Genomic DNA, 21,869 nt, shown 5'->3' on the forward strand with positions numbered 1-21,869 from the left:
TCAATTTCTGGTTGGGACTATTTTTTGGCGGAGCCAGCTTTATTTTGAGCTGAACGAGCCTGGGCAGCCGCTGCTTGCTTAAGCAGGGATTTTTCCAGCTCTTTCTCTTTCATGACTTTGATGACTCTTAAAAGATTCAAGCGAGTTGCATCTTTCATCCACATCTTCTGAGCCTGGAACCACGCTAGTTCCGTGGCGCTGCCCTCTTTACCGTAGAACACCAGGTATGCAAATCCTTCGTTCAACAAAGTTTCGTACTTCACAGTGGTATTTGCCTTAATAAAAGGCAGGAAGCGCGGGGATGCAGCTTTGACTTCAGCTAACGACAGCGTCTGACTGCGGTCTTTGTCATATGTCACCATGACAGCTTCCAGATAATGCGTGATCGTCACCATCGTGCGGATGTTTGCAACCTCCACGCGATTTGAGGATTCAACGATGGATACGCGTGCCACCAGGCGCAGAATTTTATAAAACTCATTCCACTCTTCCTGATTCAATTTGCCGACGAATTTCACCATCTCGGGAAGATTATTAAAGTACTTGCCGAAGCGCTGTCTGAATTGAGTTTCAAAGCAGGAATTTTCCAGATAGTTGAATCCCAACGGGTCAACCGCTTTATCAGCGGTACGGCATTCCTGCATATCGTTGTAGATGGAGGATGAGGAAGACAGCCCCGCACTGAACAGCAGGCTGACAAACTCGTAGGTTTCTTTTTGATCCATGAACTGATCGCCGTTACCACTGAAGGTAAAGAAGTTCGCTTCCTGGAAACTGCGATTTGCAGTATTGCCAGTCCGACGATCAAAAGCCTTTAGATCATACATCAACTCTTTAAAGTCTTCGTACCACGTGTACAATCCCTGCGGCTGGATCGTCGCTAACTTCATTTCACCATTGGTGTCTTTACCGTAAGCAAGCAACAAGGCACGGGTCATGGCGCGCATAACATTCGCGCGAGTCAAACCCACCCAGTCTGTTGTAAGGGGCTCATTATTATTAAGTTCCTTAACCCGGCCCTCAGAGTTATAGGCGATCATGACTTCGGAATTTAGAAGATCCCCGTAATCCTTCCAGGCATTGGCAAAGGCCGCCTGCTCGTAAGGATCAATAGTGAATCCCATGCGAATGGCATCATCACTTCTGAATGCAGCATAGCTTTTTAACAAGTCTTCTTTTTTGATGGGTGTATTGGCTTTTACATCGCTGTTCGTTTGCGAATCGATAAAGCGCTGAACCAATCGCCATACGTTATACTCGCGGCGTAGAGCCACGATGTGCTTTTTCTCCAGGCCTAAGATACCACGGGAATCGCCATTACGACCCGGTTCAAGCAATCTTAAAATAGCAGCACGGTACAAAATCTCCACAGATTCAGGACGGATATTTAGTTTCGTTTTTACCTGTGGAAGATTTAAAACTGTCTCGATCAAGGCATCGATATCCTCTAAAGGAATGGTGCCGCCTGTGTTAATTTGCGGACTGCCCTCTAATAGATCCAGGGACTGGCCTATGAACTGGCTGACTTCGCGCACCTTATCCTGGCTGCCGGTATCGAAATTGTGAATCACATAATGATATTTTAAGAACAATCCATACAGATCGATCAAACTGTTCAGACTGCTTTTCCATTGGGTGTGCGTGCCAAGCTTGGCTTCACGGCCCATCAGAACATTTTTAACCACTTCCACCACTGGCATCCACTGGGAAACCCGGGCATTGGTGTTTTCTTCGTTCACAAATTCTTTAAAACCCTTGATCGCTTTTTTGCCGTCCTCAAAGGAGTAATCCGAGCGAGTGACTTCGGTTTTTTCCAACAGACGCTGCAAACTGATACGCAGCTGCTCTACAGCCGCAGAAACGCGCTGCCAGTCAGTGCCGTCTTTATCGATGTTCAAAAGCAGCAATCTTACATGCGGGGCAAGATCTACGGCCTCATCGCGTACGATCGCCAACACTTCCACCAGGCGCGTGATTTCATCCTTGGTCAGATGATTATTAGATCCACCCAAAAGGGCTTTTTTAATTTTCATAAGTTCCAGGGCGAACTCTGGCGTTACCACGTTTTCCTTCAGGAAGTACTTACTGAAGAATCTGCGCATTTCCTCAACCGTATAGGCGTTTGACTGCGCACCGTAGGTTTTTTTCTGGAAGTACACCAATGCCTGCCGAAGGCAATCGACGGAGTCCGTGATTTCGGCTTTATCAGCTTCACCCTTGGTCAGTCTTTGCAAGGAAGCCGGAACTGTTTTCAAACAGACAAGCTTGTCATTTGCAAACTTCAGCTCTTCCTCTTTGGCGACCTGGCCATTGATAAAGTCACTGCACCCGGCAGTCGTAATCAGAATAACAGACGCCAATAACAGGGAGAACATGCTTTTAAAAGACATAAGCTGCCCCCACCATCAATCGGTCATTATTGGCGAATTGCGCAAGCTCATTGCGATTGTCGTCGCTTGTTGGACCCGCTTTCAACATCTGCATTTCACCGAACAGGGTCCAATCGCCTGTCAAACGCAGACGAGTATTAAAGCGGAACAGTTGAAAGTCATTTACATCAGACTGAGTGAAACTGATTTTGGAAATCAGACGGCGGGCTTTGCCCAATCCTAGATTATTCAAAAAAGAAATCTGATTTGCCTGATAGAAAGGATACAAATTCGTCAGCGGTTCATTGGCGCGATCCGCCCCGACTTCACTGACTCGACCACCATGAATATCCAAACGCATTACGCTGACCGCCCAGTTGCCGCCATCCCATTCAACGAAGGGACTGACCAGCAAGGCATCTTCAAACGTCGGTTGAGTCCAATCTGGTTCCTCGATCAATTGCTCTTTGGAAGGACGATCCCAGATGGAACTGACACCGACGCGTAAGTTCTTGGCTTTATACGTGACATCAGCACCCGCCAAAGAGTGATAAAACACCTGAGGTCTTAATTCGACATTTCCTTTTAAAGTACTTAGATCAAGACTGCCCTGATAACCGATCGCCAAAGTATTGTCGGGCTTATACATGTAACTTAGTTGAGCTTTCAAACCGTTGGGATCACCAAATGCCAGCTTTGCTCCGTAAGAATTTTGCAAAACAACTTCGGTCGTCGTCGGTTGATTCATGTTGTATTGCATCTCGGTCGCTTCATTCCAGATTCGCACACTTTTTGGCGGCTGATGAAACCACGGATTCCCTTTTACGAAGTCCCCGTTTTCGATTTCAAAACTTGGTCCCTGGCTTGGAATATAAATCGGTGTCGCAAACATTGTGAAAGACGCGTTCTTGGACTGCGTTTGCCAGAAAATACCAGATAAGCCCTGACGCTCGGCCTGAAGCGGGTTCCATTTAAACAGAGGTTCCCACACGCCCAGATCCCAACGGGCATCCAGTTCACTCCACAGAATTTTCTTGCGACCAATAAAGAAGGTTTCCGAATCGCTTTGACGAGTCTGAACGTAAAGCTCGGAAATATTCAAAAAATTCAGAAGCGGCGCACCCATGGCGACACCACCAGAGATGTCCATGCGAAGGTTTGAGTCAGAAAAAGGCTCGGTCTTAATAGCCGCACCAATAAATTGATAGTTGGTTTTCTGCGTAGCTTCAAATTCGGGGCTGATAAAGGAGTCCGAGAACAGCTTCATCTCTGTGCGCACTTGGCCCACAGCGAAACCTGGGAGTGCTAACACTGCCCAAATTATCATCAAATGAAATATAGAGGCCCCTTTTTGGGGATGTCTAAATAACATAGTTCTCCCTATTCAGACCCTTATTCATCAAAGGTCATGCCTTGTCGAGGGCGATTTTAAGCAGGAAGGCCATGGAACATTTTAATCATGTGACCTTTTTGGGCGCCCTTGCTAAACTCGGCTCATGTTTCAAAATGAGACTCCCAGAGGTGCTAAATTTTTAATCATTCGCTTTTCAGCGTTTGGCGATGTCGTGCAGACATTAAGCGTGCCCTCTGCGCTTGCTGAGAGCTTCCCAGAGGCTCAAATCCAGTGGATTACCCGTAAGGACATGGCTCCGTTGTTGCGCAATCACCCGCATATTCACAAGGTCTGGGAGTTTGATCGTAAAACCGGAATGCTTGGACTAATCAAACTTGTCTGGAAAATGCGCGCTGAAAATTACACTCATATTTATGATGCGCATAACAACAGCCGTTCGCGAGTGATTGCGTTAATTCTTCGTCCTCTGGGATTTTTGGGGATCGGACCGAAATTCATTCGCAGATCCATTCGTCGCTGGAAAAGATTTTTGCTTTTCAGATTTCGCATCAATAAATTCGAACAGCCCTTCAACGGCCAGCGCGATTTGCTGGAACCTTTGCAGAAATGGGGCGTCTCCAAAACATCACCTCCCGCTCCGCAGATTTTCCCAAGTGCGGATGTGATTGAAAAAGCGCGTGGAATTTTGAATGACTATGTGGGAGCTGTTTCTTTGGCGCCTTCAGCGGCTTACTTTTTAAAGCGCTGGCCGAAAGATTATTGGAAGCAGTTGATCTCGTTAATGCCTGAACAAAAATTCGTCTTGCTAGGTGGGCCTGAGGATTCGTTTATCGAGGACATTCATGCGGTCGCTCCAGAGCGCGTGATGAATCTTGCGGGCAAGACCTCACTTCAAGTCAGTTCCGCAGTGGTGGGTTTGTCTCGTGTCGTGATCAGTAATGACACCGGACTTTTACACGTGGCCGAGCAATTGGGAAAACGCACGATTGCTTTGATGGGACCTGCTCCCTTTGGCTTCCCTTCACGTCCGACAACCAAGATCATGGAACTTGATTTATACTGCCGTCCTTGCAGCAAGCACGGACAGGGGCCTTGCGTGAATAAGGAAAAGTTCCATAAATGCCTGGTGGATATCACTCCCGAGCAAGTCGCTGAACAACTTCGCAGCCTTCTTAAGGACACTCTATGAGCGTGTTGATTTTTTGGGTTTATAAAACACTTATCGTACCTTTTGCCTGGATCGTTCTGCAAATCCTGCGTCCTTTCATTAGCGGTAAGCTTCGCGAAATGGTCGAAGACAAAAATCACGGCTTTTACAAAATGACCCATCCGGATACGGAAAAACTGATCACCCTGCATCGTCCTTTGTGGATTCATGCAGCCAGCGGCGAAATCGAGTACGCCCGCCCGGTGATTCGTGAGTTTAAGAAAAAACATCCGGAAATTCCTGTGATCGTGACTTACTCGTCACCGTCCGCGAAAAAAATCCTAGAGAGTATGCACGACATCGATATGTGGGCAGCGCTTCCGTGGGAATTTGATTTTTTGATCTCCGCATTTATCGCAAAATGGAATCCCCGTGCGCTTTTGTTTTCACGCACTGACGTGTGGCCGGTACTGGCTAGAACTGCAAAAAAGAAACGTCTGACGACGGGTCTTTTTTCCGCTACTTTTGCTGACAACTCCTCCCGTCTTAAAGGCATCTCTAAGTACCTTACGAAATATGCGATGAACCAGCTGGATGAAATCCATTGTGTTTCCGAGGAAGATCGTCAGAATCTTTATGCTTTGGGTATCAAACCCCGCATCGAAGTCAGCGGCGACACACGTTTTGATCAGGTCTTTCACCGTCTGGAAAATCCAAAGCAATTGAAAAATGAACTGATGCCTTCAACCGACGAGTTTGTTTTTATCGCTGGTTCCACCTGGCCTGAAGACGAAGCAGTTTTGGTTCCGGCATTAGCGAAAATGAAGCGTGATAATTTAAAAATCATCTTTGCTCCGCACGAAACCACACCCGAGCATTTGCAAAAACTGGAAAAACAATTCAGCGATGCAGGCATGCCTTACGTTTTGTACTCAAAATCCACGCAGTGGCCAGTGGGAAGTGTTTTACTGGTTGATAAAGTGGGAATTCTTGCTGAGCTTTACACTTGGTCTGACATCGCCTTTATCGGTGGCAGTTTTAAAAAACAAGTGCACTCGGTGATGGAAGCTTTGGCTGCGGGATTGCCAGTAATGGTGGGTCCTCACCACCAAAACAACCGCGAAGCTTTGTTTTACCAAAAGCGCAATTTCTCTTCAGGAATGATTGTACAGGTTGTGCACTCTGCAGACGACATAGTGGTGCTTATGGATCGCATGCGCAAAAAGTCCTTCGCCTTCCCTCACATCAAGGAAGAAATCCGCTCCGAAATCGGCAAAAACAAAAACTCCACCCAAAGAGTCATTAACAGCTTCTTTTAAGCCCTTTGAGGGTACGGACTTTCCTTGAAACGTACGGACTTACCTGCCCAAGTAAGGCCGTACCTTTTTGAATAGAGATATTGCTCTAAGGGCCTTTCTCAGCCGGTGTTGAGCAATTTTTGGCACTACATAGAACCTCGTATTATTAAATCTACTATATTTGTTTTAAATGTTACAAAGCGTGCACGGAACTTGAAGGAATACCTGGAAACGGGGTTTTATGAAAAGGTCCGCTTTTACAACACTTTGTCTCATTTTGATACTGGCGACGGATGTCTTCGCTCAAGGCACGTCATCTTTAAACGTATCAAACGACTCTGAGAAGTCTCGCTTCTCGGCGGAGTGGCGTTTATCCATGAAGGGTCAGGATGAAAGCGATCTGCAAACCCAATCCAAATACGTGGACCTGCGTTTGGAAGTTAAATCCAAGTATATTCTTACGAATTCCCTTTATTTAGATATGCAGCCTGCAATCCGTTTGATCTCGGGTCAGGCGCAAACTATTGATGGTGCTGACGAGATGAAAAATGCCCTGTTACTAAATCAGGCGGGCGTTATTTTTAAACCTACGAGCAATCTGCAATTCGCTGCGGGTGCCTTAAATCAAAACTACAATCACTCGTCCCTTTTGGTCGACTCTATGGCCTTCCCTACGGCACGAGCACAAAGCCTTTTCCGTCTGGGCTCAACGGTTTCAGGCCTGGTACTTGAATCCGCGATCCCGACTTCGACTTCTTTAAGCACAAACACTCAGGAAAAAGAGCAAACTCCAGGACTGAACACAGCTGCGATTCATGTGAACTACATGCCTTCGAAAACGGCTTTCTGGAAAAACAGCGTGGGTTATTTCGTATACAGCAATCTGCCTTCGTCAGTAGCCAAAGATTCCATGCTATTGGGTAACGAAGTGAACACGATCTCTGATGCTCACTATGCCTTTATCTATGAATATGCTGGCATCGAAGCCAGCTCTGAATTGCAGCTTCCGGTTGCGACTCTGTTTGATATCATTCTGGGTGCCGAATATCTGAAGAATCAAAAAGCACCGGAAGATGTAAACACCGCTTACAACGTTTCAGCAGGAGCTAACATTCACATGTCTTCAGAGCTGGATTTCTCCCTGACGGGCAAGTATTTCTCGGTCGCTCCTGAAGCGGCAGTTTCCTACTTCAATGCCCGCGGCTACGAAACCAACCGTATCGGCTACAGTGTGGATTCAGTTTTATCGTTTAAAAAGCACGGCTTTAATGTCGGTGCTTCGTACAGAGATTCAGAAGTCATGTTCTCAAATACAGTTCAATCACGCGAGAAAACTATCATGATTAAGTTGGAGACATTCTATGCAAACATCTAAAATGATCTTTGCAAAACTAATCTTGGGCATGAGTCTTATAACGCTGGCGGCGTGTACGTTGCCAGAACCAAAAGACAAATCCTCCAACGGCACTGAGGCTGCAACTTTCATAGTGGATAGCATCAAGGGTACAGCCCCAACAGAACAAACTGCGGGTCCTTTGGCCTTGCCTGTATCCAAAATCTTTAACTTCTCGGCGTGTGTGAAGGATGTCGCTTATAATAAAGTGATCTCGGGCCACAAATTCCTGATCAAAGAAGTAAACCAACAAGTCACTTCCGATGCTGCGGGTTGCGTGAATTGGTCCGAAAAAATCAAATACAACTATTTGGCAGACTCCCAGTACATTCAAATCACCCGCAACATTCAAGGTTTGGGCTTGCAAAAAGGCGTTCGCTCTATCGATCTTGCGATCAACCCGTGGTCTCACGGCGAAAATCTGACAGCGGTTGTTGATCTTGGTAAAGAACAAATCGATCAACTGGTTACTGACGAAAAAGCAAAATCTTTGGCGCTTAAAGGCTACAACGCTGATGAAAAGATTCGTTTGCGCAAACTATGGATGGAAGATGGCCGTCTATTTGTGATCGAGCAAAAGATGTCCACAGAAGGCGTGACTCTTTCTTTGGAATTCCGTAGCGCACCTTCTATTCAGCTTACAAAAATGAACGGCGACTTCGTTTTAAGAAACCTGACAGCAGGTACTTTCAAAGCGCATATGAGCCTGATCCATATCTATACTGAGAAAAACAAGGAAATCCACCGCCGCCTGGGTCAAACCGAAGATATCCAGGTTAAAATGGAAAACGGCAGCTTGGCTTTGAAAGCCCCGATGACACTGCAAGCGGTACCGACACGCGGTCAGATCGCTTTCGGTCTGGAGCTGACTGCAGTGAATGGTCCTGAAGGTTTGATGCCTTTTGAAGGCATTTACATGCTGAATGAATACGATCAAATCAAAGGTTCCAACTTCCTGAAAATTGGTACCCAGGTTGTACAAACCAAAGACTTTAAATTGTCTGAGTACATCAATGCTGAAATGATCCAGGTTTCAAAAACCAACACGAACACTGTTGATGACGAAACTTACCAGAAGCCAAAAATCGAAGTTTCCCAATTGGAATTCAAGTTTATCCGCGTGGGCGAAGAAACGACTTCCATGCGTGAAGCGATTTACAGCGTGAAAGCCTGTGTGAAAAACGGTTTGGACCAAAAGAACACGCGTGCGCACACCTTCACGATTTCGAAGTTCCGTCAAAACGAATCTGAACCAGAGAAAACTGTCAGCATTAAAACTGACAACAACTCTTGCGTAACGTGGGATGAAAGCATCAAGTTTAAATACTTTGATTGCCAGCGCTTTATCAAAGGTTCTGTTAAGATTTCTAACGCTGACCTGGGCATGAATGAAACTATCGGCATGCTGGTAAACCCATGGGAAAACTGGGGTCCGATGGCTCGTGACCTGCGCTATGTGGATCCGACTGAAAAATTGATCCTGGATTGCCGCAAGGAAGACCGTCCGCGCACGCAAGTGATGCTGGATGCTTACAGCTACAACACAGTTTCTTACAACTACTCTGTGGACGAGTTGTTCAACCTGACTTTGACTAAAAAGATTCAGGTTCGCATGGATCCACACTTGTTGGTGTACTCAAGCCTGTCGAATGGTCGTTCCGAAGTTCAAAAACTTCGTGATGGTACTTACCTTCTAAAAATGGCCGTGGTCAAAAATGCTGACTATGACACGAACAGAACTTTTGTAACCGCTTCTGAAAAGCTGGTGACGGTTCTTTCCGGTCAAATTAACACTGAAATGAAATTCCAAACTCAGGATCTTAAAGCCCTGGGTAACCGTAACACGATGTTGATTGAGATCTTCCCAGTGGACGAATCCAAAGTTCAAGTGGGTTCTGATTCTCAACTTGCAATGAAAGATCCGAAAGCGACGCTGGAATCAGCAATCGATAAAACGAGTGCTCTTGAAACTCCGACTTTCATGGGACCGATCGTGTTGAATGTGGATGAGGCAGGCCGTAACGTACGCCTGGCTGACGCCAAAGCAGTGAATCAGTTCTTGCTTGATGGTAAAGGTTCAAACTCTCAGAAAAATGGTATTGCGCAAATCATCGCTCAAGGGCAGGTTGAGCAGTCTCAACGCATGAAAAACCTTGCGGCGATGGCAAAACCGGCGTTCTTTGCGATGCAAAACAATCTGGATTTGATCACGCTGAACACAGCTGCAGAGAAAAACACTTTGGGTGGATTGGTGCCAGCCCTTGCGGGTCGCCCTGCCCGTTTGTTGACGACTAAAAAAGATCTGATGAATACGATTGCGACCGGCAAACTGACTGCCGAAGTGGCGCAAAAGCTTTGTGCCTTCTGGGTTCAGGACTACCTGCCTCGCATGAACAAAAACAAAGGCGGCACTTTGGATTCGCAAACGGCGATGACATTGGCGTCTGACTGCTATAACGGCGTAAAAAAAGATCCAACAAGATTTTTCCAGGTTGAACGTCGCATGATCGCGAAACAAGTGATCGGCAGTCGTTACCTGCAAGGTTACAATCAGGGTCTCAGTGTTGGTACAAGCTTCGGTATGAGCCGTGCGCACTCGACTGCGAAAACTCACTCGCACAGTGTTTCGATGAAGGCTGGTTTGGGTAAAAAGTTTTTGGACCTGTTTAACGTGGGCGCTGACTACGGCTATACAATCAGCTGGGCGACGACTGATGCCAACGCCACATCAAACGGTGTAGGTGTAAACACGACGCAAACTTTGACCGTGCAACAAAGCAAACTTAAAGTCCGCGTTGCCAAGTACGAACAGTGTGCAGTGGTAAACCTGAATCCAGCCCTTTTCGTAAAAGGCCAAAAATCCTGGTATGACTTCAGCAGAGCGGACTATTTGAATGTTTTGAATCCCCGTCTGTCTGAGAATGAAATCACAGCATCGGTCACTCGTGGTTTGATGCTGTGTGAAGGCACGGAGCGCACTTTGCCGGTTGATGTGACTGAAGATTACTATTTGATTGCTCAGGAAACTTCGAGCGCTCAAATGCAGGACAATGGTGATTCCCGCAATCGCACATTCTTCCTGGCACTTCGTTCGGCTCCGGATTTCCACAAGTTTGTGACTTATATCAAAGGCAACGCGATCATGCCTCAGACTGCAAATGGTTCTGAAGACGTGATCAAAGACGCGAATCAGGCTTTGATCAAAGTATTCAGTCTTGGTTTACCGGCAACACCGGGTATGTTCAGAAACTAAATTCCGATTTTTTCTTTGGCCCAGGATAAGACTCGAAACAGTCTTGGGCCAAACAAGTATTCACACTCCTCAGCACTGGCCCAGCGATACTCCTGATGTTCTGGCACTCCCAGAACTTTACTGATTCCCATCACCACTTTTTGATCGGCAGAAATCTGCGCCAGAAAATAACGGGCCACTTTGCCTTTGCTATAGGGCTCGGTATCATAGTGACTTTTGCCATGTACGAACTGGGGATTAACCAATCCGGATTCTTCCTGCATTTCGCGAATGGCCGCTTCGATGGGATCTTCCCCGGGCTCGACTTCGCCTTTGGGAAAATCCCAGTAGTTAAAGCTGCGCAAAATTAAAAAGCGCACGCCTTGATCGGTGATTTTAAAGGGTACAATGCCTGCGGAAAGTGTGCGCGGTGGTCGCGTCACTTCGATGCCTCTTTTAAGGTCTCTTTCAAAAATTCGATCGAGCGAACTCCGAACCACGAAAACGATTCGCCATTTACGATGGCGCCTTCCACTCCCAGCCCTTTTAGTTCAGAAACTTTTTTGGCAAAGGGAAAGGGCTCGGAAGAAAACAAACACAGGGCATCCGGATGCTCTTCCAACTCGATGACCGGATATTTTTCCCCTTCGGGGAAATCGACGACTTTCATTCCCAGTTTTTGCAGAACGGAACCGATGTAGGTTTCCCGGCTGACTGCCATCCAGGGTTGCTTCCAGATTAAATACAAAACTTCGGAATATTCCTGAGTCGGCATCTTCACCCACTCCATCATTCCGGGAATCTTTTTGGCGTTAAACTGTGGGTTGGGCTTTTCCAGAATATCCAAAACATCCACGGCCATTTCCAGCAAGGCTGCGTTTTCAAAAAACTCCCCCAGCTTAACCAGTTCCTGCTGCAAAGATTCCAGCGAGTAAACGTGTGTCGCCAGATACTTGACGGGACACTCCTCGGCCATTTCCAGGGGATTTTCTTCCTGATCCATCAGAACAATGTCAGGCTTCAGATCCATCACCAGCTCCCAGGAAACTTCCTTGGTGCCGCCGACGATGGGAATATTCGTGATCATTTTAGCGGGATGAATACAAAAACGCGTGCGGCCGACAACATTGATTCCAGCTTTTAACAATGTCTCTGTCCACGATGGGACCATGCAAACCACACGCATTTCAATTCTCCTACACAGTAAAGACTACTGCGCAGGGATCATAGAGTCAAAAGCTGGTTCCCATGGCATTTCCCATTCGTAGAATTCGCGACCATACGGCATTCCGTGAAGCACGCCATCCATCATCACATAACCCGACTCATGACGGCTGTTTGTGGATTGATGAATCCAATGCAGAATCGCACCATCTGGTGATGGCTTATAGTGACCGGCTTTGGCTTTGCTTGTGATGTAATCGCCACAGGATTCCACTTCAGCACCAATACGAAGATTGTCGATTTCGCGGAATTTAACATTGTAAATAAGCTCGATCGTGTCGCGAGGACCTGTGCCGATTTTCACTTGAAAGTGCTGGTGGCTTGCGCGGCCTGGGTAGATGTTTGTGACTGTTCCCAGAATGTGGCCACGGTTTTTGTATTGATTTTGCGTTTGTTTTTTCCACTGCAAAACCTGCTCGTTATTGATTGGCAGGACCTGCCCATTTGCGATGCAATCCGGCGCTGTTTCGTAACCCAACGCGATGGAACCCGACAAAATCAGTCCCAAAACGGATAGTAAATTCCATTTCATGATGCACTCCTTTGCATAGAAAAATGGTCCCCCATTTTTGCGGACAAGGCTAGTCAGATGTGGTGTTCCATTTGTCAGGGTTTTGTTAACCCCGCATAGCGAAAATAGATTGAAAACTTGATTCTTTCAGAGAGGCGGATGACTATGTCCCCTTTGCAAAAGCGAGGTAAAAATGACGCAACTATTCCCAATTAAAGAAAAGCCAGCATTGAGTCCCTATAAAAAAGGCGACGTACTTGTGTTATTTGGCGAACTTTTCTCCCGTGGATATGCCAACGGTTTGGTTGAAGAAGCAGAACGCCGTGGAATGACGATCGTTCGCGCAACTGTCGGTCGTCGTGAAAAAGACGGTTCTTTGCGTGCCTTGACTGCTGAAGAAACAGCCAACATTCCTCAACCATTCATTAACGTTCCGCTTGAGGCGGGTTTTGACATGGAACCAGCTGCCAACGGTGTCACACCTTGTGATCAATTGGCAGGCATCAAATTGGGCGAGTGGGAAAACGCAAAGCTGGATTGGAAAGCTATCGATGAATCCCAAAAAGCCGGGGTTGAGCGCTTCAAAAAGAACACTGACCTTTTTGTTAAAGAACTTGAAAAACACATCCCCGCGGGCGCCAACGTTTTGTTTGCTCACTTGATGGCTGGTGGAGTTCCTCGCACAAAAATCGTAATGCCGATTTTAAATCGCGTTTGCAAAGGCACGGGCGATCGCCACGTGGGATCCAAAGTTTTGATGGATTCTGAAATCGGTCAGTTCTGTTTGCGTAACTTTAAAGAAGTAACGGCTGAAACTTTCAAACACCTGGTTGAAATTTCAGCTCCCCTTCGTAAAAAATTGGAAGCTTCCGGCAGCCATGTTTCTTACACAGCTTACGGTTATCACGGCACAGAAGTTTTGATCAAAAATGATTATAAATGGCAGACTTACACTTGTTACTTCCAGGGTTGGGCAAAAATGGCGTTGGAGGATTACTCCATGGCTTTCGCAAAACAAGGCGTGCATTGTTGCGTTTACAACTGCCCGGAGATTTTGACGAACTCAAGCTCGGTCTTCCAAGGTGTTGAAGTATCACTTTATCCTTTGGTTGCAGCTATCCATAAAGACGCCGGAGATAAGAAACACGGCGAACAAGTTCTTAAGCAATGCCAGGAACTTTTAAAAGACGGCGTGACCTTCGAACAAATCAAAGCTTACACGGATGAGTATCTGACAAATCCACTGACTTTGGAGTTTACAAAGTACGAGCAATGGCCTCAACATACTCGTCAGGATCAGATGGAGTACATGTTGAAGTGTTCCGACTATCTATTTGATTTACATAAGGATCAGAAGAATTTGATCACAGCAGTTCTAAGTGAAGTGGTGTTTAAATCCTGTGGGTACGTGATGCTTCACGATTCGTGGGAACCAAAGGCACCGGTTGCTTGGTTGGGCCACGATATCGTAGCTCGTTCGATGTAATTTTCACTCCGTGCCGGAGTAAGGAGAAACGATGTCCGTTCAGGCTGGGGAAAGTTGGAGTTACCAAAAATATAAATTCCACGGACTCTCGCTATCGGGCATTCGTACTGCCATCGCCATGCCGGAACTTTCTTTAAGTTTCGACGTGGCTCAAGGCTACCCTTACCTTCTGACCCTTAAAAAGTTTTTTATCAGCCATGGCCACTTGGACCATGCCGCTGGAATCCCCTACATCATTTCCCAAAAAGCCATGACCTCCCAGGAAGCCGCCAAATTTTACATGCCTGGCAGCCTGGTTGAACCTATGACCAATATTATGCGCGAGTGGGAAAAAATCGAAGGCCATAAGTACAAGTTTGAATTTATCCCGGTTAAAGCTGATGACGAAATCAGCCTGAATCAAAATAATTATGTTAAGGTCTTTCCGACCACTCACCGCATTGAATCCTATGGCTTTACACTGTTTGAAACGACAAAAAAACTTCGCGCGGATCTGCAGGGTTTAAGTCAGGATGAAATCGTGAATCTGCGACGTCAGGGTGATGAGGTGAATGAAATCCATCACACCCCGGCGGTGACTTTTACTGGTGATACGCAAATTGAATTTTTAGATTCGCGTCCCTGGATAAAAAAATCCCGAATTCTGATTATGGAAGCCACTTACCTGGATAATAAAAGAACCATCGCCAACGCCCGCGAATGGGGCCACACCCATATTGATGAAATCATTCCGCGACTGGATGAAATCGAATCCGAGCAAATCGTTCTGATTCATATCTCCAGCCGCTATCCCGACCATGAAATCATGAGAATCTTAAAACACAGAATTCCGCTGGAACATCAATCCCGCGTCGTCGTCTTCCCCGGCCGCTAGAACAGGTCGTTTAGATCCATCCAGATTTTGCGGTTTTTGGACTTTTTGGTTTTGAAATGGTCATTCCACTGTTGAGGCGAACGCTTGTTCCAGTTTTCTGCCAAGTTGGCTGCGAAAATCAATGGAGAGTAACCTTGGCCAATTTTGTCTTTCGGCGGACGAAGAGCCGTTAGCATCTCCGGTCCATAGAATGCTGATGGCATCAAACGATCACGATCACCCAACTCACCAATGATCACCGCATTGTGAACCTGACCCAATACCGTGCGGGTTAATGGCCCTGAAGCTTCGTTCGCTTTAGGTGCACCCGCAGAACCTACAACCATAAGGCCGCTGTCCGCTTTTTTATTCAAAGCCTCTAACAGGGCTTTGCTTTGATCGTTGGATTTCAAGTTGAAGTCGAAAAATACAAAGCTTGTATCAGCGGGAAGCGTTTCAATGCGCTCATGCATTGCCTGCTCGTCCACTGTGCCTTCTGCTGTGTAAGGAGTGTAATTCAAGATCTCACAGGATTTGCAGTTCGCCGTAGAGTCAAAAACCGGCTTCACTTTCAACTCGAAATCAGCCTGATTCTGCATACCGAAGAAGATGACCCGTGTTTTATTGGAAGGAACCGACGCTTGCGCCAGAGCGCTCCCCCAACACATTGCACCCAGAAGACTTACTGTCATAACTTTTCTAATAATACTTATTTTGCTTGATGCCATAGATTTCAAGTTTGCCCTTCTCAAAGCTTTGCTGTCGACTTTTTTAATTAATTATTGAACAATGCAGCATATGGATTCATGGAGCGACGTTAAACTGTTTCATACTGGTGATGCGTTTTTTGAAAGTCTGATTGAAGACATTCGAAATGCTAAGGAAAACATCACCATCGAAAGCTACATCTTTGATGAAGACAAATTGACGGAAAACATCCTTCATGAACTTGCTGTGGCAGCGAAGCGCGGAGTTTCGGTAAAGCTGATCCTGGATGGATTCGGCTCTTATTCAACTATTCCTGAAATTTTAAAGTTTTGCCAGCATCATGGGATTGAGCTGCGTGTGTTTCATATCATGCCTTACCCATCCTCCTGGCTTCGTCGCGTGCCTGCCTTTGAAATCCTGGGTAAAGCCAGCTGGTGGCGCCGCATGAATAGACGTAATCACCGCAAAATTGCCATCTTCGACGAAAAGACCGCGTACTTGGGAAGCATGAACTTCACCCAGTTACACTGTGAAAAATATGTCGGAAGCAAAGCCTGGAGAGACACTGGTGTTCGCGTTCAGGGACCCGCAGTCAAACAACTGGTGATCGCATCCCAAATCACGTATTTGCGCACAATTTATAAGGGCATTCTTTCATGGATCAGTCGCTGGCGCGCCCCGATTCGTCAGTTAAACTCAGCAGTTCAGCTGAACACGACCCAGAAAATGCGCAAACATCTGTATCGCGATCTGCTTCGCCGCATTTCTCACTCCCAAAATCGTGTTTACATTACCACCGCCTATTTCCTGCCAAAACGTTCTTTGCTAAGGGTTTTAATCCGCGCCAAAGAGCGTGGGGTCGACATTAAGCTGCTGATTCCCGGCAAATCGGATGTTCCCTTTTCCCAGTGGGCCGCATTCTTCTTGGTGCGCTTTTTAGTCGAAAAAAGAATTCCGGTTTATGAGTATCAAAAAACCATTTTGCACGCCAAAACCATGGTGATTGACGATGATGCGTATGTAGGATCATTCAATTTGAACTATCGCAGCCTGTTTCATGATCTGGAAGTGATCGCACACTTTAAATCCCCGGACGTGGTCAAGGAAATGATCACTCAATGGGAAGAAGACCTTTCGCACTCAAAAAACATTACATCCAGCGGCACTTCCTGGCCGACCCGAGTCCTCTCGAGAATCGCATTTAGACTGCGCTACATGCTCTGATTTTTATTTTGACCTAAGACGCAGTTGTATCTGATCCTAGGGTTATGAAACAGTATGTGAAAATTGTTATTACCGGTGGACCCTCTGGGGGAAAAACCACTTTGATCGAAGCCCTTAAACAAGAGTTGGGGCAAAAGTGCGCTGTAGTTCCCGAAGCCGCAAGTATCCTCTATCGCGGTGGCTTTCCCCGCTACAAAGAAGCGCAAGGAATTATCAACGCTCAACGAGCCATCTACTTCACCCAAAAGGAACTGGAAGACATGATCTGCCAGGTTAGCCAAAAATCGCTGATCGTTTGTGATCGTGGCTCTGTCGATGCCCTGGCTTACTGGCCTTCTGAACCAGGACACTTTTTTGAAAGCATTCAATCTGACAAAGCCACCGAGTTTTCACGTTATGACTGGGTTTTGCATCTGGATACGGCAGACATGGATTTCTATGACACTTCCAATCCGATCCGCACAGAAACTTTTCAGGAAGCAGCCAATCTGAACAAAAGAATCCTGGAAGCTTGGGAAGGCCACCCCCGTCGCATCGTCATTGGACACAGCAAAGACTTCCTTTCCAAAATGACAACCGCCCTGTCGGTCATCAATGCTATCATGACTCATAAAAGTGCAGAAGAAATCACCAAGGAGCTTTTGAAGTGAAAAAATACAGTGTTTTAGTTCTCGCTCTTATGGTGGGTTCCACAGCCCTGGCAGAAACCCGCAAGCCGATGTTGTTTCAGGCCAGCAAAAACAATTTGCAGGTTCTGCCACAAAGATTTGAATACACGTTGATTGATGAAGATCGACTGAAAGTCGGCGACATCCTGATTGATTCAACAAAAGTCACTTTCGACCTGCAGCCTCCCACTAAAAACGATGCCCCTTACAAAGTGCGTTTCACCTGGCCTGCAGATCTTTTGAAAGATGGCGAGCTTGCGATTAAAAATAACGCCGGTAAAGCCATCTTCACCACTCGTCTGAATCAGGATATCGTGAAGGTGTCAAAAAATGAACGTGATGAAGAAAACCTGCGCTCGGACCTGGCAAGTTTAACAGTTGAGTTAAAGGACGCGAAAATCGTCGATGACATGAAGTATCTGCCGTTCATGACATTCTGTATTTATCGCCAAAGTGAGGACACGCAGACTTACCTGTGCTCCAAGGAACTTTATTTAAGCTCCGCAAAAGGTCAGCTGGAAGTTCTTCCCCGCTCCTCTTCCAAAAAATCCGCTCAGGTTGAAATTAACGGTAAAGTCGTGGGCAATCAGGGAATCATTTACCTGAATGACCGCTCTGAAAGTGTCGCCTTTAAAGCGCTGACCCAATCCGGGGCTTTCCTGGAAATTGAAACACGCATGAACGAAGTGGATTTCAAAGACGCAGTTCAAACTGAAAACGGTCAACGTATTGTCGTTACTGCTTCTGGAGCACAACCCGCTGACGGGAGCAAAGTACGCCGCCTGACCGATGGAAGCTGGCAAACAGTTTTAAGCAAAGAGCGTCCTTTGATTTACCTAAAAGGCGATGGCGATATCCCAATGCGCCAGGAATTTTATGTGCGCGGAGCCATCCCTCCGGCGACGATTCGTCCGTCCCTTTCTTCTAACTCTGTCACTCAGACTTATTCCTCGAATTTGAAGTTGGAAGGTGCCGCACCTGCGGGAGTGACTGTGAGCGGTGATGGCTCTGATAAAGATGCGACTTTCCAAAGCGAGGGTAACAGGTTTATCTGGAATCTTAGAAACCTGCCTTCTGGAAAAAGCACTCGTCACTTCGTGCAGGTACAAAGCGGCGAAAACACTTTCATGGCCGGTTACGATATCGAACGCGGCAATCCTTTCTCGGGCTGGTTGGGATTACGCTATCAAACCCCATCAGGAATCGCTTTTGGCACTTTAGGTTTAGAGTGGTGGTTTGAAAACTTCCTGGGAATCAATAGCAATGCCACACGCCTGCACTGGGGGCTGGCAGTCAGCCGTGATCAGCATCTGACGACGAATGACGATTATCCAGAAGTGGATATGACGAACGCAGAACTTTTCTGGCGCGCCAATGCGGGTTTCCATCTGGTGGATGAAACCTGGGGTTTAAGCCTGCCGATGCAAATGGTGCAAGCTCCTGAAGGCAGCTCCATGGCTTACGGTCTTGGTGTCTTTGTACAAAACAAGCCCACAGCGGCTTGGTTGAAAAAAGCGATGGAGTGGTCAGAATTGAAAGTTCAATACTACTTTGGCGGCTCTGGCAGCGACTTCAAAGTCAGCAACGCTTACCGTGTGGAAGGCAATGGCTACTATCAGATCAAAAAAGATTTCTACCTGAAATACGGACTGGGACTTTCAAGCTACAAGTATGATCCCGCAGCACCAAAAGAAGACATGCAAATTGAATTAAACGGTATGGCTTTCTGGAAGTTCTAAAAGTAGCCGGAGGTACGGACACACTTTTGGTAGCAATGGTGCGACAAAATAAAAAAGGCTGGAAACCTATCCAGCCTTTTTTATTTTGGTTTGGCGCACTGTTGCTACCAAAAGTGTGTCCGTACCTTTTCCCTATTTCTTTTTAAAGAAGCCTGAAACCATTTGTTTCAAATCCATATTGAAGACGTCTTGCTTCTGCTGTTTTGAAGCTCCCAATGAGGCCAACTCACGACGAGCTGACATGAAAGAAGCATCCATCGCAATGGCTTTTTCAAACTGCTTACGGGCCCCGCCCACATCACCACGTACTTTTTGGAACAAACCAGAAACAAACGGATAAAGGGCATCATAGCGCTCGTCCGGTGGAATCTGCATCATATCCATTTCAACTTCTTTACAGATAGCTGCACGGCGCACGCCATCGGCTTTTTCAGCCACACCCAGTTTTGCCCAGGAGCCGTAAAGATATAATTGTGCCTGAGATGGATTCAACTTGGTAACTTCCGCCACCATCGTAATGGCTTTGGAGTATTGCGTATACTGCAATGCCTTTTTGATATCGTCCATCAAGCTGTTGGCTTTAAGTTTATTCTCGGCCTCGGAACGCTGAGCTTCCTGGCGGAATTGTGTCGCTTTGTTGGAGTCCTGAGCCACAAGAACCGCATCTTCTGCTTCTTTCTTGATCTTTCTCCACAACATCGCCACTTCAGATCTATCGTCTTCAGGAGCCGGTCCCAACGTCGTCAGGAAATCCTCAAGCACACTTTCCAGCGATGAACCCATGGTTCCGCTTTCCATGTAACTGACGATCTCAAAACCGTTTTTACCATCCAGATTTTTCCAGATTTTTTGCAGGGACTTCATTTGGATTTCCGGGCTTTCGAATGCCGCTCTTTGAGCGAAGACAATCAAACCCTTGGTCAATAGAAAGTGGACTGCCTTATAGACACCAATCTCCGTGTAACCCTTCACATCCAACAATTTATTGATCGTGGTTTCCCCGTCAATTTTCGCCATGAAACCATCAAGGGATTTAATCATGGACATAGCTAACGCCGGATGATCATCCATATACGTTGGACTTTTCGCAATCACGTTGCCCGTCCAGATCATATAGAACGACTTCAACCAGTTCAAAGACAGCTTCGAGGCAATCCAGTCATGCAGATAGAATGACAAGGCATCGGCATCGATGCTTGGATTGGACATTTCCACTTCCGCCGAGGCAAAGTTCACGCGGATTTTTTCATCCACGATCGTTTTCACCAGACGGATATTCATTTGCTCCATCAGGATCACGTCAAAAGCATGGGGACTTAGCTGATTGTTCTGAATCAGATAGTTACCAATACGGCGGTTGTTTTTATCGCGCAAAGCCGTTTGTACGTCTGCTGGAGTGGCATAACCACTTTGAATCAACATCTCGCCCAGGAATGTGGTTTTATCATCCACGTCCACGCCCACAATGTTGCCATTGCAGAAAGAAATACCAGAGACAGATCCGTCGGAATTATAAATATTCAAATAACCACTGCTCTTGGTTTCCACCAGCAATGAGTACAGGAATGGCAGGTCAAAACCGCTGACTTCCTCAATCGACTCTATCACTTTACGCTTTTGACGGTTTGTGACCTTGGGATTAGAGAACATTTGATAAAGAAGTTTACGCGCGCTGGCTGTTTCCTCTTTCGCAGAGGATTCATTTTTTACCAGCTTCAGAACCTGATCCATTTCAAATGGTTTGCGCAAGAACGCCAGGGCCTGAGTTTTATTTGTGGATTCCTGAATGAAGGCTTTATCAGTAAAGATACCGCTCATCAAAATAACTTTGAAGCGCAGGTTCGGATGTTCCTTACGCACGCGGGTGATGAAATCAATCCCCGTCATTTGCGGCAACATACAGTCACAGAAAAGAAATTCAATATTATTGGAAGTCAGCATCGTCGTCGCATCATCAGGACGGCTGGCCACGAGCACAGTATGCCCCGCCCGGCTCAGAATTTCCTTCAGTGCCGCAGAGACTGTTTCGTCATCTTCCAAAATAAGGATTTTACTTTTATTTTCGCTCACGATTCTCTTGTCGGTATTAACCTTGCGTAAATTAAGGCGGAAATGAAAAAAGCGAGGCTGGACTGCAGCACTCGCTTTGATTTCTGGACTAAAACCCAGACTCAGGTCTGGAGATTTTACTTCTTGATGAACTTAAAGTATTTGGCTTCGATAACGTCCATTTCCATTTCGTTACCTTCTTCGTCTTTCACACCTTGTGGTGGCGTGACAGAACCTTCTTTAAACTCAGTACCGTATCGGAATAAGACATTCTTTTCCGCACCGGAATCATCGTTATAGTAAGGAACGAAGAACGAAGACACCTTCGCAGAAGCTGGCAAAAAGCCGTCAACCATGTTGATTTGATCCACGATCACTTTCGGGCAGTTTGCAAAAGTGATGTTGGCTGCTCCCGCAGTCCCCATCCACTTGATCCACTCGCGAATACCGCAGGAATTGATGCTTTTAACACCTGCAAGTTCCATTTCAATCTGTTGGTTGCCCCCCAGATCAAACTGTGCAAAATCGACGTCTTCGTCAATAGTGCCAGTCATTTGAACTGACAACTTATCAGCAGCTTTGTTCATTTTTACGTCAAGTTTACTCATCCTTAA

Annotated in this window: 17 protein-coding genes; 9 read left to right on the forward strand and 8 right to left on the reverse strand. The window is 46.4% G+C overall.

The window, feature by feature from the left end; all coding sequences use genetic code 11:
* Positions 1–17: 17 nt before the first annotated feature.
* Together ACLWNV_RS11410 and ACLWNV_RS11415 are read right to left on the reverse strand one after the other, a co-directional pair.
* A complete protein-coding gene (locus ACLWNV_RS11410; RefSeq protein WP_413584564.1) occupies positions 18–2,390 on the reverse strand; it encodes a hypothetical protein in 2,373 nt (790 codons plus the stop codon).
* Entirely contained in the window at positions 2,380–3,681 is a 1,302-nt protein-coding gene (locus ACLWNV_RS11415; protein WP_413584565.1) for a hypothetical protein, read from the reverse strand. Before ACLWNV_RS11415 ends, ACLWNV_RS11410 begins: the two co-directional genes overlap by 11 nt.
* A gap of 184 nt (positions 3,682–3,865) precedes the next feature.
* Between ACLWNV_RS11415 and ACLWNV_RS11420 the strand changes: the two genes are divergently transcribed.
* From ACLWNV_RS11420 to ACLWNV_RS11435, 4 genes are all read left to right on the forward strand, one after another.
* Positions 3,866–4,912 (forward strand): glycosyltransferase family 9 protein, encoded by a 1,047-nt coding sequence (locus tag ACLWNV_RS11420; protein ID WP_413584566.1) that lies wholly within the window; start codon positions 3,866–3,868, stop codon positions 4,910–4,912.
* On the forward strand, positions 4,909–6,189 hold the full coding sequence (locus ACLWNV_RS11425; protein ID WP_413584567.1) for a 3-deoxy-D-manno-octulosonic acid transferase: 1,281 nt from the start codon (positions 4,909–4,911) through the stop codon (positions 6,187–6,189). Before ACLWNV_RS11420 ends, ACLWNV_RS11425 begins: the two co-directional genes overlap by 4 nt.
* A 220-nt stretch (positions 6,190–6,409) precedes the next feature.
* Positions 6,410–7,543 carry a hypothetical protein gene (locus ACLWNV_RS11430; protein WP_413584568.1) on the forward strand — a complete coding sequence of 378 codons (1,134 nt, stop codon included), beginning with the start codon at positions 6,410–6,412 and terminating at the stop codon, positions 7,541–7,543.
* The gene (locus ACLWNV_RS11435; protein ID WP_413584569.1) at positions 7,530–10,814 is read left to right on the forward strand and encodes a hypothetical protein; all 3,285 of its coding nucleotides are present in this window, start codon (positions 7,530–7,532) and stop codon (positions 10,812–10,814) included. The genes ACLWNV_RS11430 and ACLWNV_RS11435 overlap by 14 nt, the downstream gene beginning before the upstream one ends.
* Here ACLWNV_RS11435 and ACLWNV_RS11440 read toward each other — a convergent pair.
* Genes ACLWNV_RS11440 through ACLWNV_RS11450 form a run of 3 tightly spaced genes read right to left on the reverse strand, consistent with a single transcriptional unit; the run spans position 10,811 to position 12,549 of the window.
* The gene (locus ACLWNV_RS11440; RefSeq protein WP_413584570.1) at positions 10,811–11,236 is read right to left on the reverse strand and encodes an NUDIX domain-containing protein; all 426 of its coding nucleotides are present in this window, start codon (positions 11,234–11,236) and stop codon (positions 10,811–10,813) included. The genes ACLWNV_RS11435 and ACLWNV_RS11440 overlap by 4 nt on opposite strands.
* Positions 11,233–11,979, reverse strand: coding sequence for a helical backbone metal receptor (locus ACLWNV_RS11445; RefSeq protein WP_413584571.1), 747 nt, complete (start codon positions 11,977–11,979; stop codon positions 11,233–11,235). Before ACLWNV_RS11445 ends, ACLWNV_RS11440 begins: the two co-directional genes overlap by 4 nt.
* A gap of 24 nt (positions 11,980–12,003) precedes the next feature.
* Positions 12,004–12,549 carry a DUF3465 domain-containing protein gene (locus ACLWNV_RS11450; RefSeq protein ID WP_413584572.1) on the reverse strand — a complete coding sequence of 182 codons (546 nt, stop codon included), beginning with the start codon at positions 12,547–12,549 and terminating at the stop codon, positions 12,004–12,006.
* Between the two features lie 172 nt (positions 12,550–12,721).
* On the opposite strand from ACLWNV_RS11450, the gene ACLWNV_RS11455 reads away from it, so the two are divergent.
* Together ACLWNV_RS11455 and ACLWNV_RS11460 are read left to right on the forward strand one after the other, a co-directional pair.
* Entirely contained in the window at positions 12,722–14,014 is a 1,293-nt protein-coding gene (locus tag ACLWNV_RS11455) for an enoyl-acyl carrier protein reductase FabMG (protein WP_413584573.1), read from the forward strand.
* A 31-nt stretch (positions 14,015–14,045) separates the two neighbouring features.
* Positions 14,046–14,888 (forward strand): MBL fold metallo-hydrolase, encoded by an 843-nt coding sequence (locus tag ACLWNV_RS11460; protein ID WP_413584574.1) that lies wholly within the window; start codon positions 14,046–14,048, stop codon positions 14,886–14,888.
* Here the strand turns inward: ACLWNV_RS11460 and ACLWNV_RS11465 are convergent.
* On the reverse strand, positions 14,885–15,559 hold the full coding sequence (locus ACLWNV_RS11465) for a hypothetical protein (protein ID WP_413584575.1): 675 nt from the start codon (positions 15,557–15,559) through the stop codon (positions 14,885–14,887). The two genes, ACLWNV_RS11460 and ACLWNV_RS11465, sit on opposite strands and share 4 nt — an antisense overlap.
* Positions 15,560–15,665: 106 nt before the next feature.
* Between ACLWNV_RS11465 and ACLWNV_RS11470 the strand changes: the two genes are divergently transcribed.
* The 3 genes from ACLWNV_RS11470 to ACLWNV_RS11480 are packed head-to-tail and all read left to right on the forward strand — an operon-like array spanning position 15,666 to position 19,206.
* Positions 15,666–16,799, forward strand: coding sequence for a phospholipase D-like domain-containing protein (locus ACLWNV_RS11470; RefSeq protein ID WP_413584576.1), 1,134 nt, complete (start codon positions 15,666–15,668; stop codon positions 16,797–16,799).
* Between the two features lie 44 nt (positions 16,800–16,843).
* Positions 16,844–17,449 (forward strand): ATP-binding protein, encoded by a 606-nt coding sequence (locus ACLWNV_RS11475; RefSeq protein ID WP_413584577.1) that lies wholly within the window; start codon positions 16,844–16,846, stop codon positions 17,447–17,449.
* Positions 17,446–19,206 carry a hypothetical protein gene (locus ACLWNV_RS11480; RefSeq protein WP_413584578.1) on the forward strand — a complete coding sequence of 587 codons (1,761 nt, stop codon included), beginning with the start codon at positions 17,446–17,448 and terminating at the stop codon, positions 19,204–19,206. Before ACLWNV_RS11475 ends, ACLWNV_RS11480 begins: the two co-directional genes overlap by 4 nt.
* A 132-nt stretch (positions 19,207–19,338) precedes the next feature.
* On the opposite strand, the gene ACLWNV_RS11485 is transcribed toward ACLWNV_RS11480, so the two are convergent.
* On the reverse strand, positions 19,339–21,276 hold the full coding sequence (locus ACLWNV_RS11485) for a response regulator (protein ID WP_413584579.1): 1,938 nt from the start codon (positions 21,274–21,276) through the stop codon (positions 19,339–19,341).
* Positions 21,277–21,392: 116 nt separating this feature from the next.
* A complete protein-coding gene (locus ACLWNV_RS11490) occupies positions 21,393–21,863 on the reverse strand; it encodes a hypothetical protein (RefSeq protein ID WP_413584580.1) in 471 nt (156 codons plus the stop codon).
* Between the last annotated feature and the right edge of the window lie 6 nt (positions 21,864–21,869).

This window comes from Bdellovibrio sp. HCB274, from assembly GCF_047306075.1.
Classification (GTDB): domain Bacteria; phylum Bdellovibrionota; class Bdellovibrionia; order Bdellovibrionales; family Bdellovibrionaceae; genus Bdellovibrio.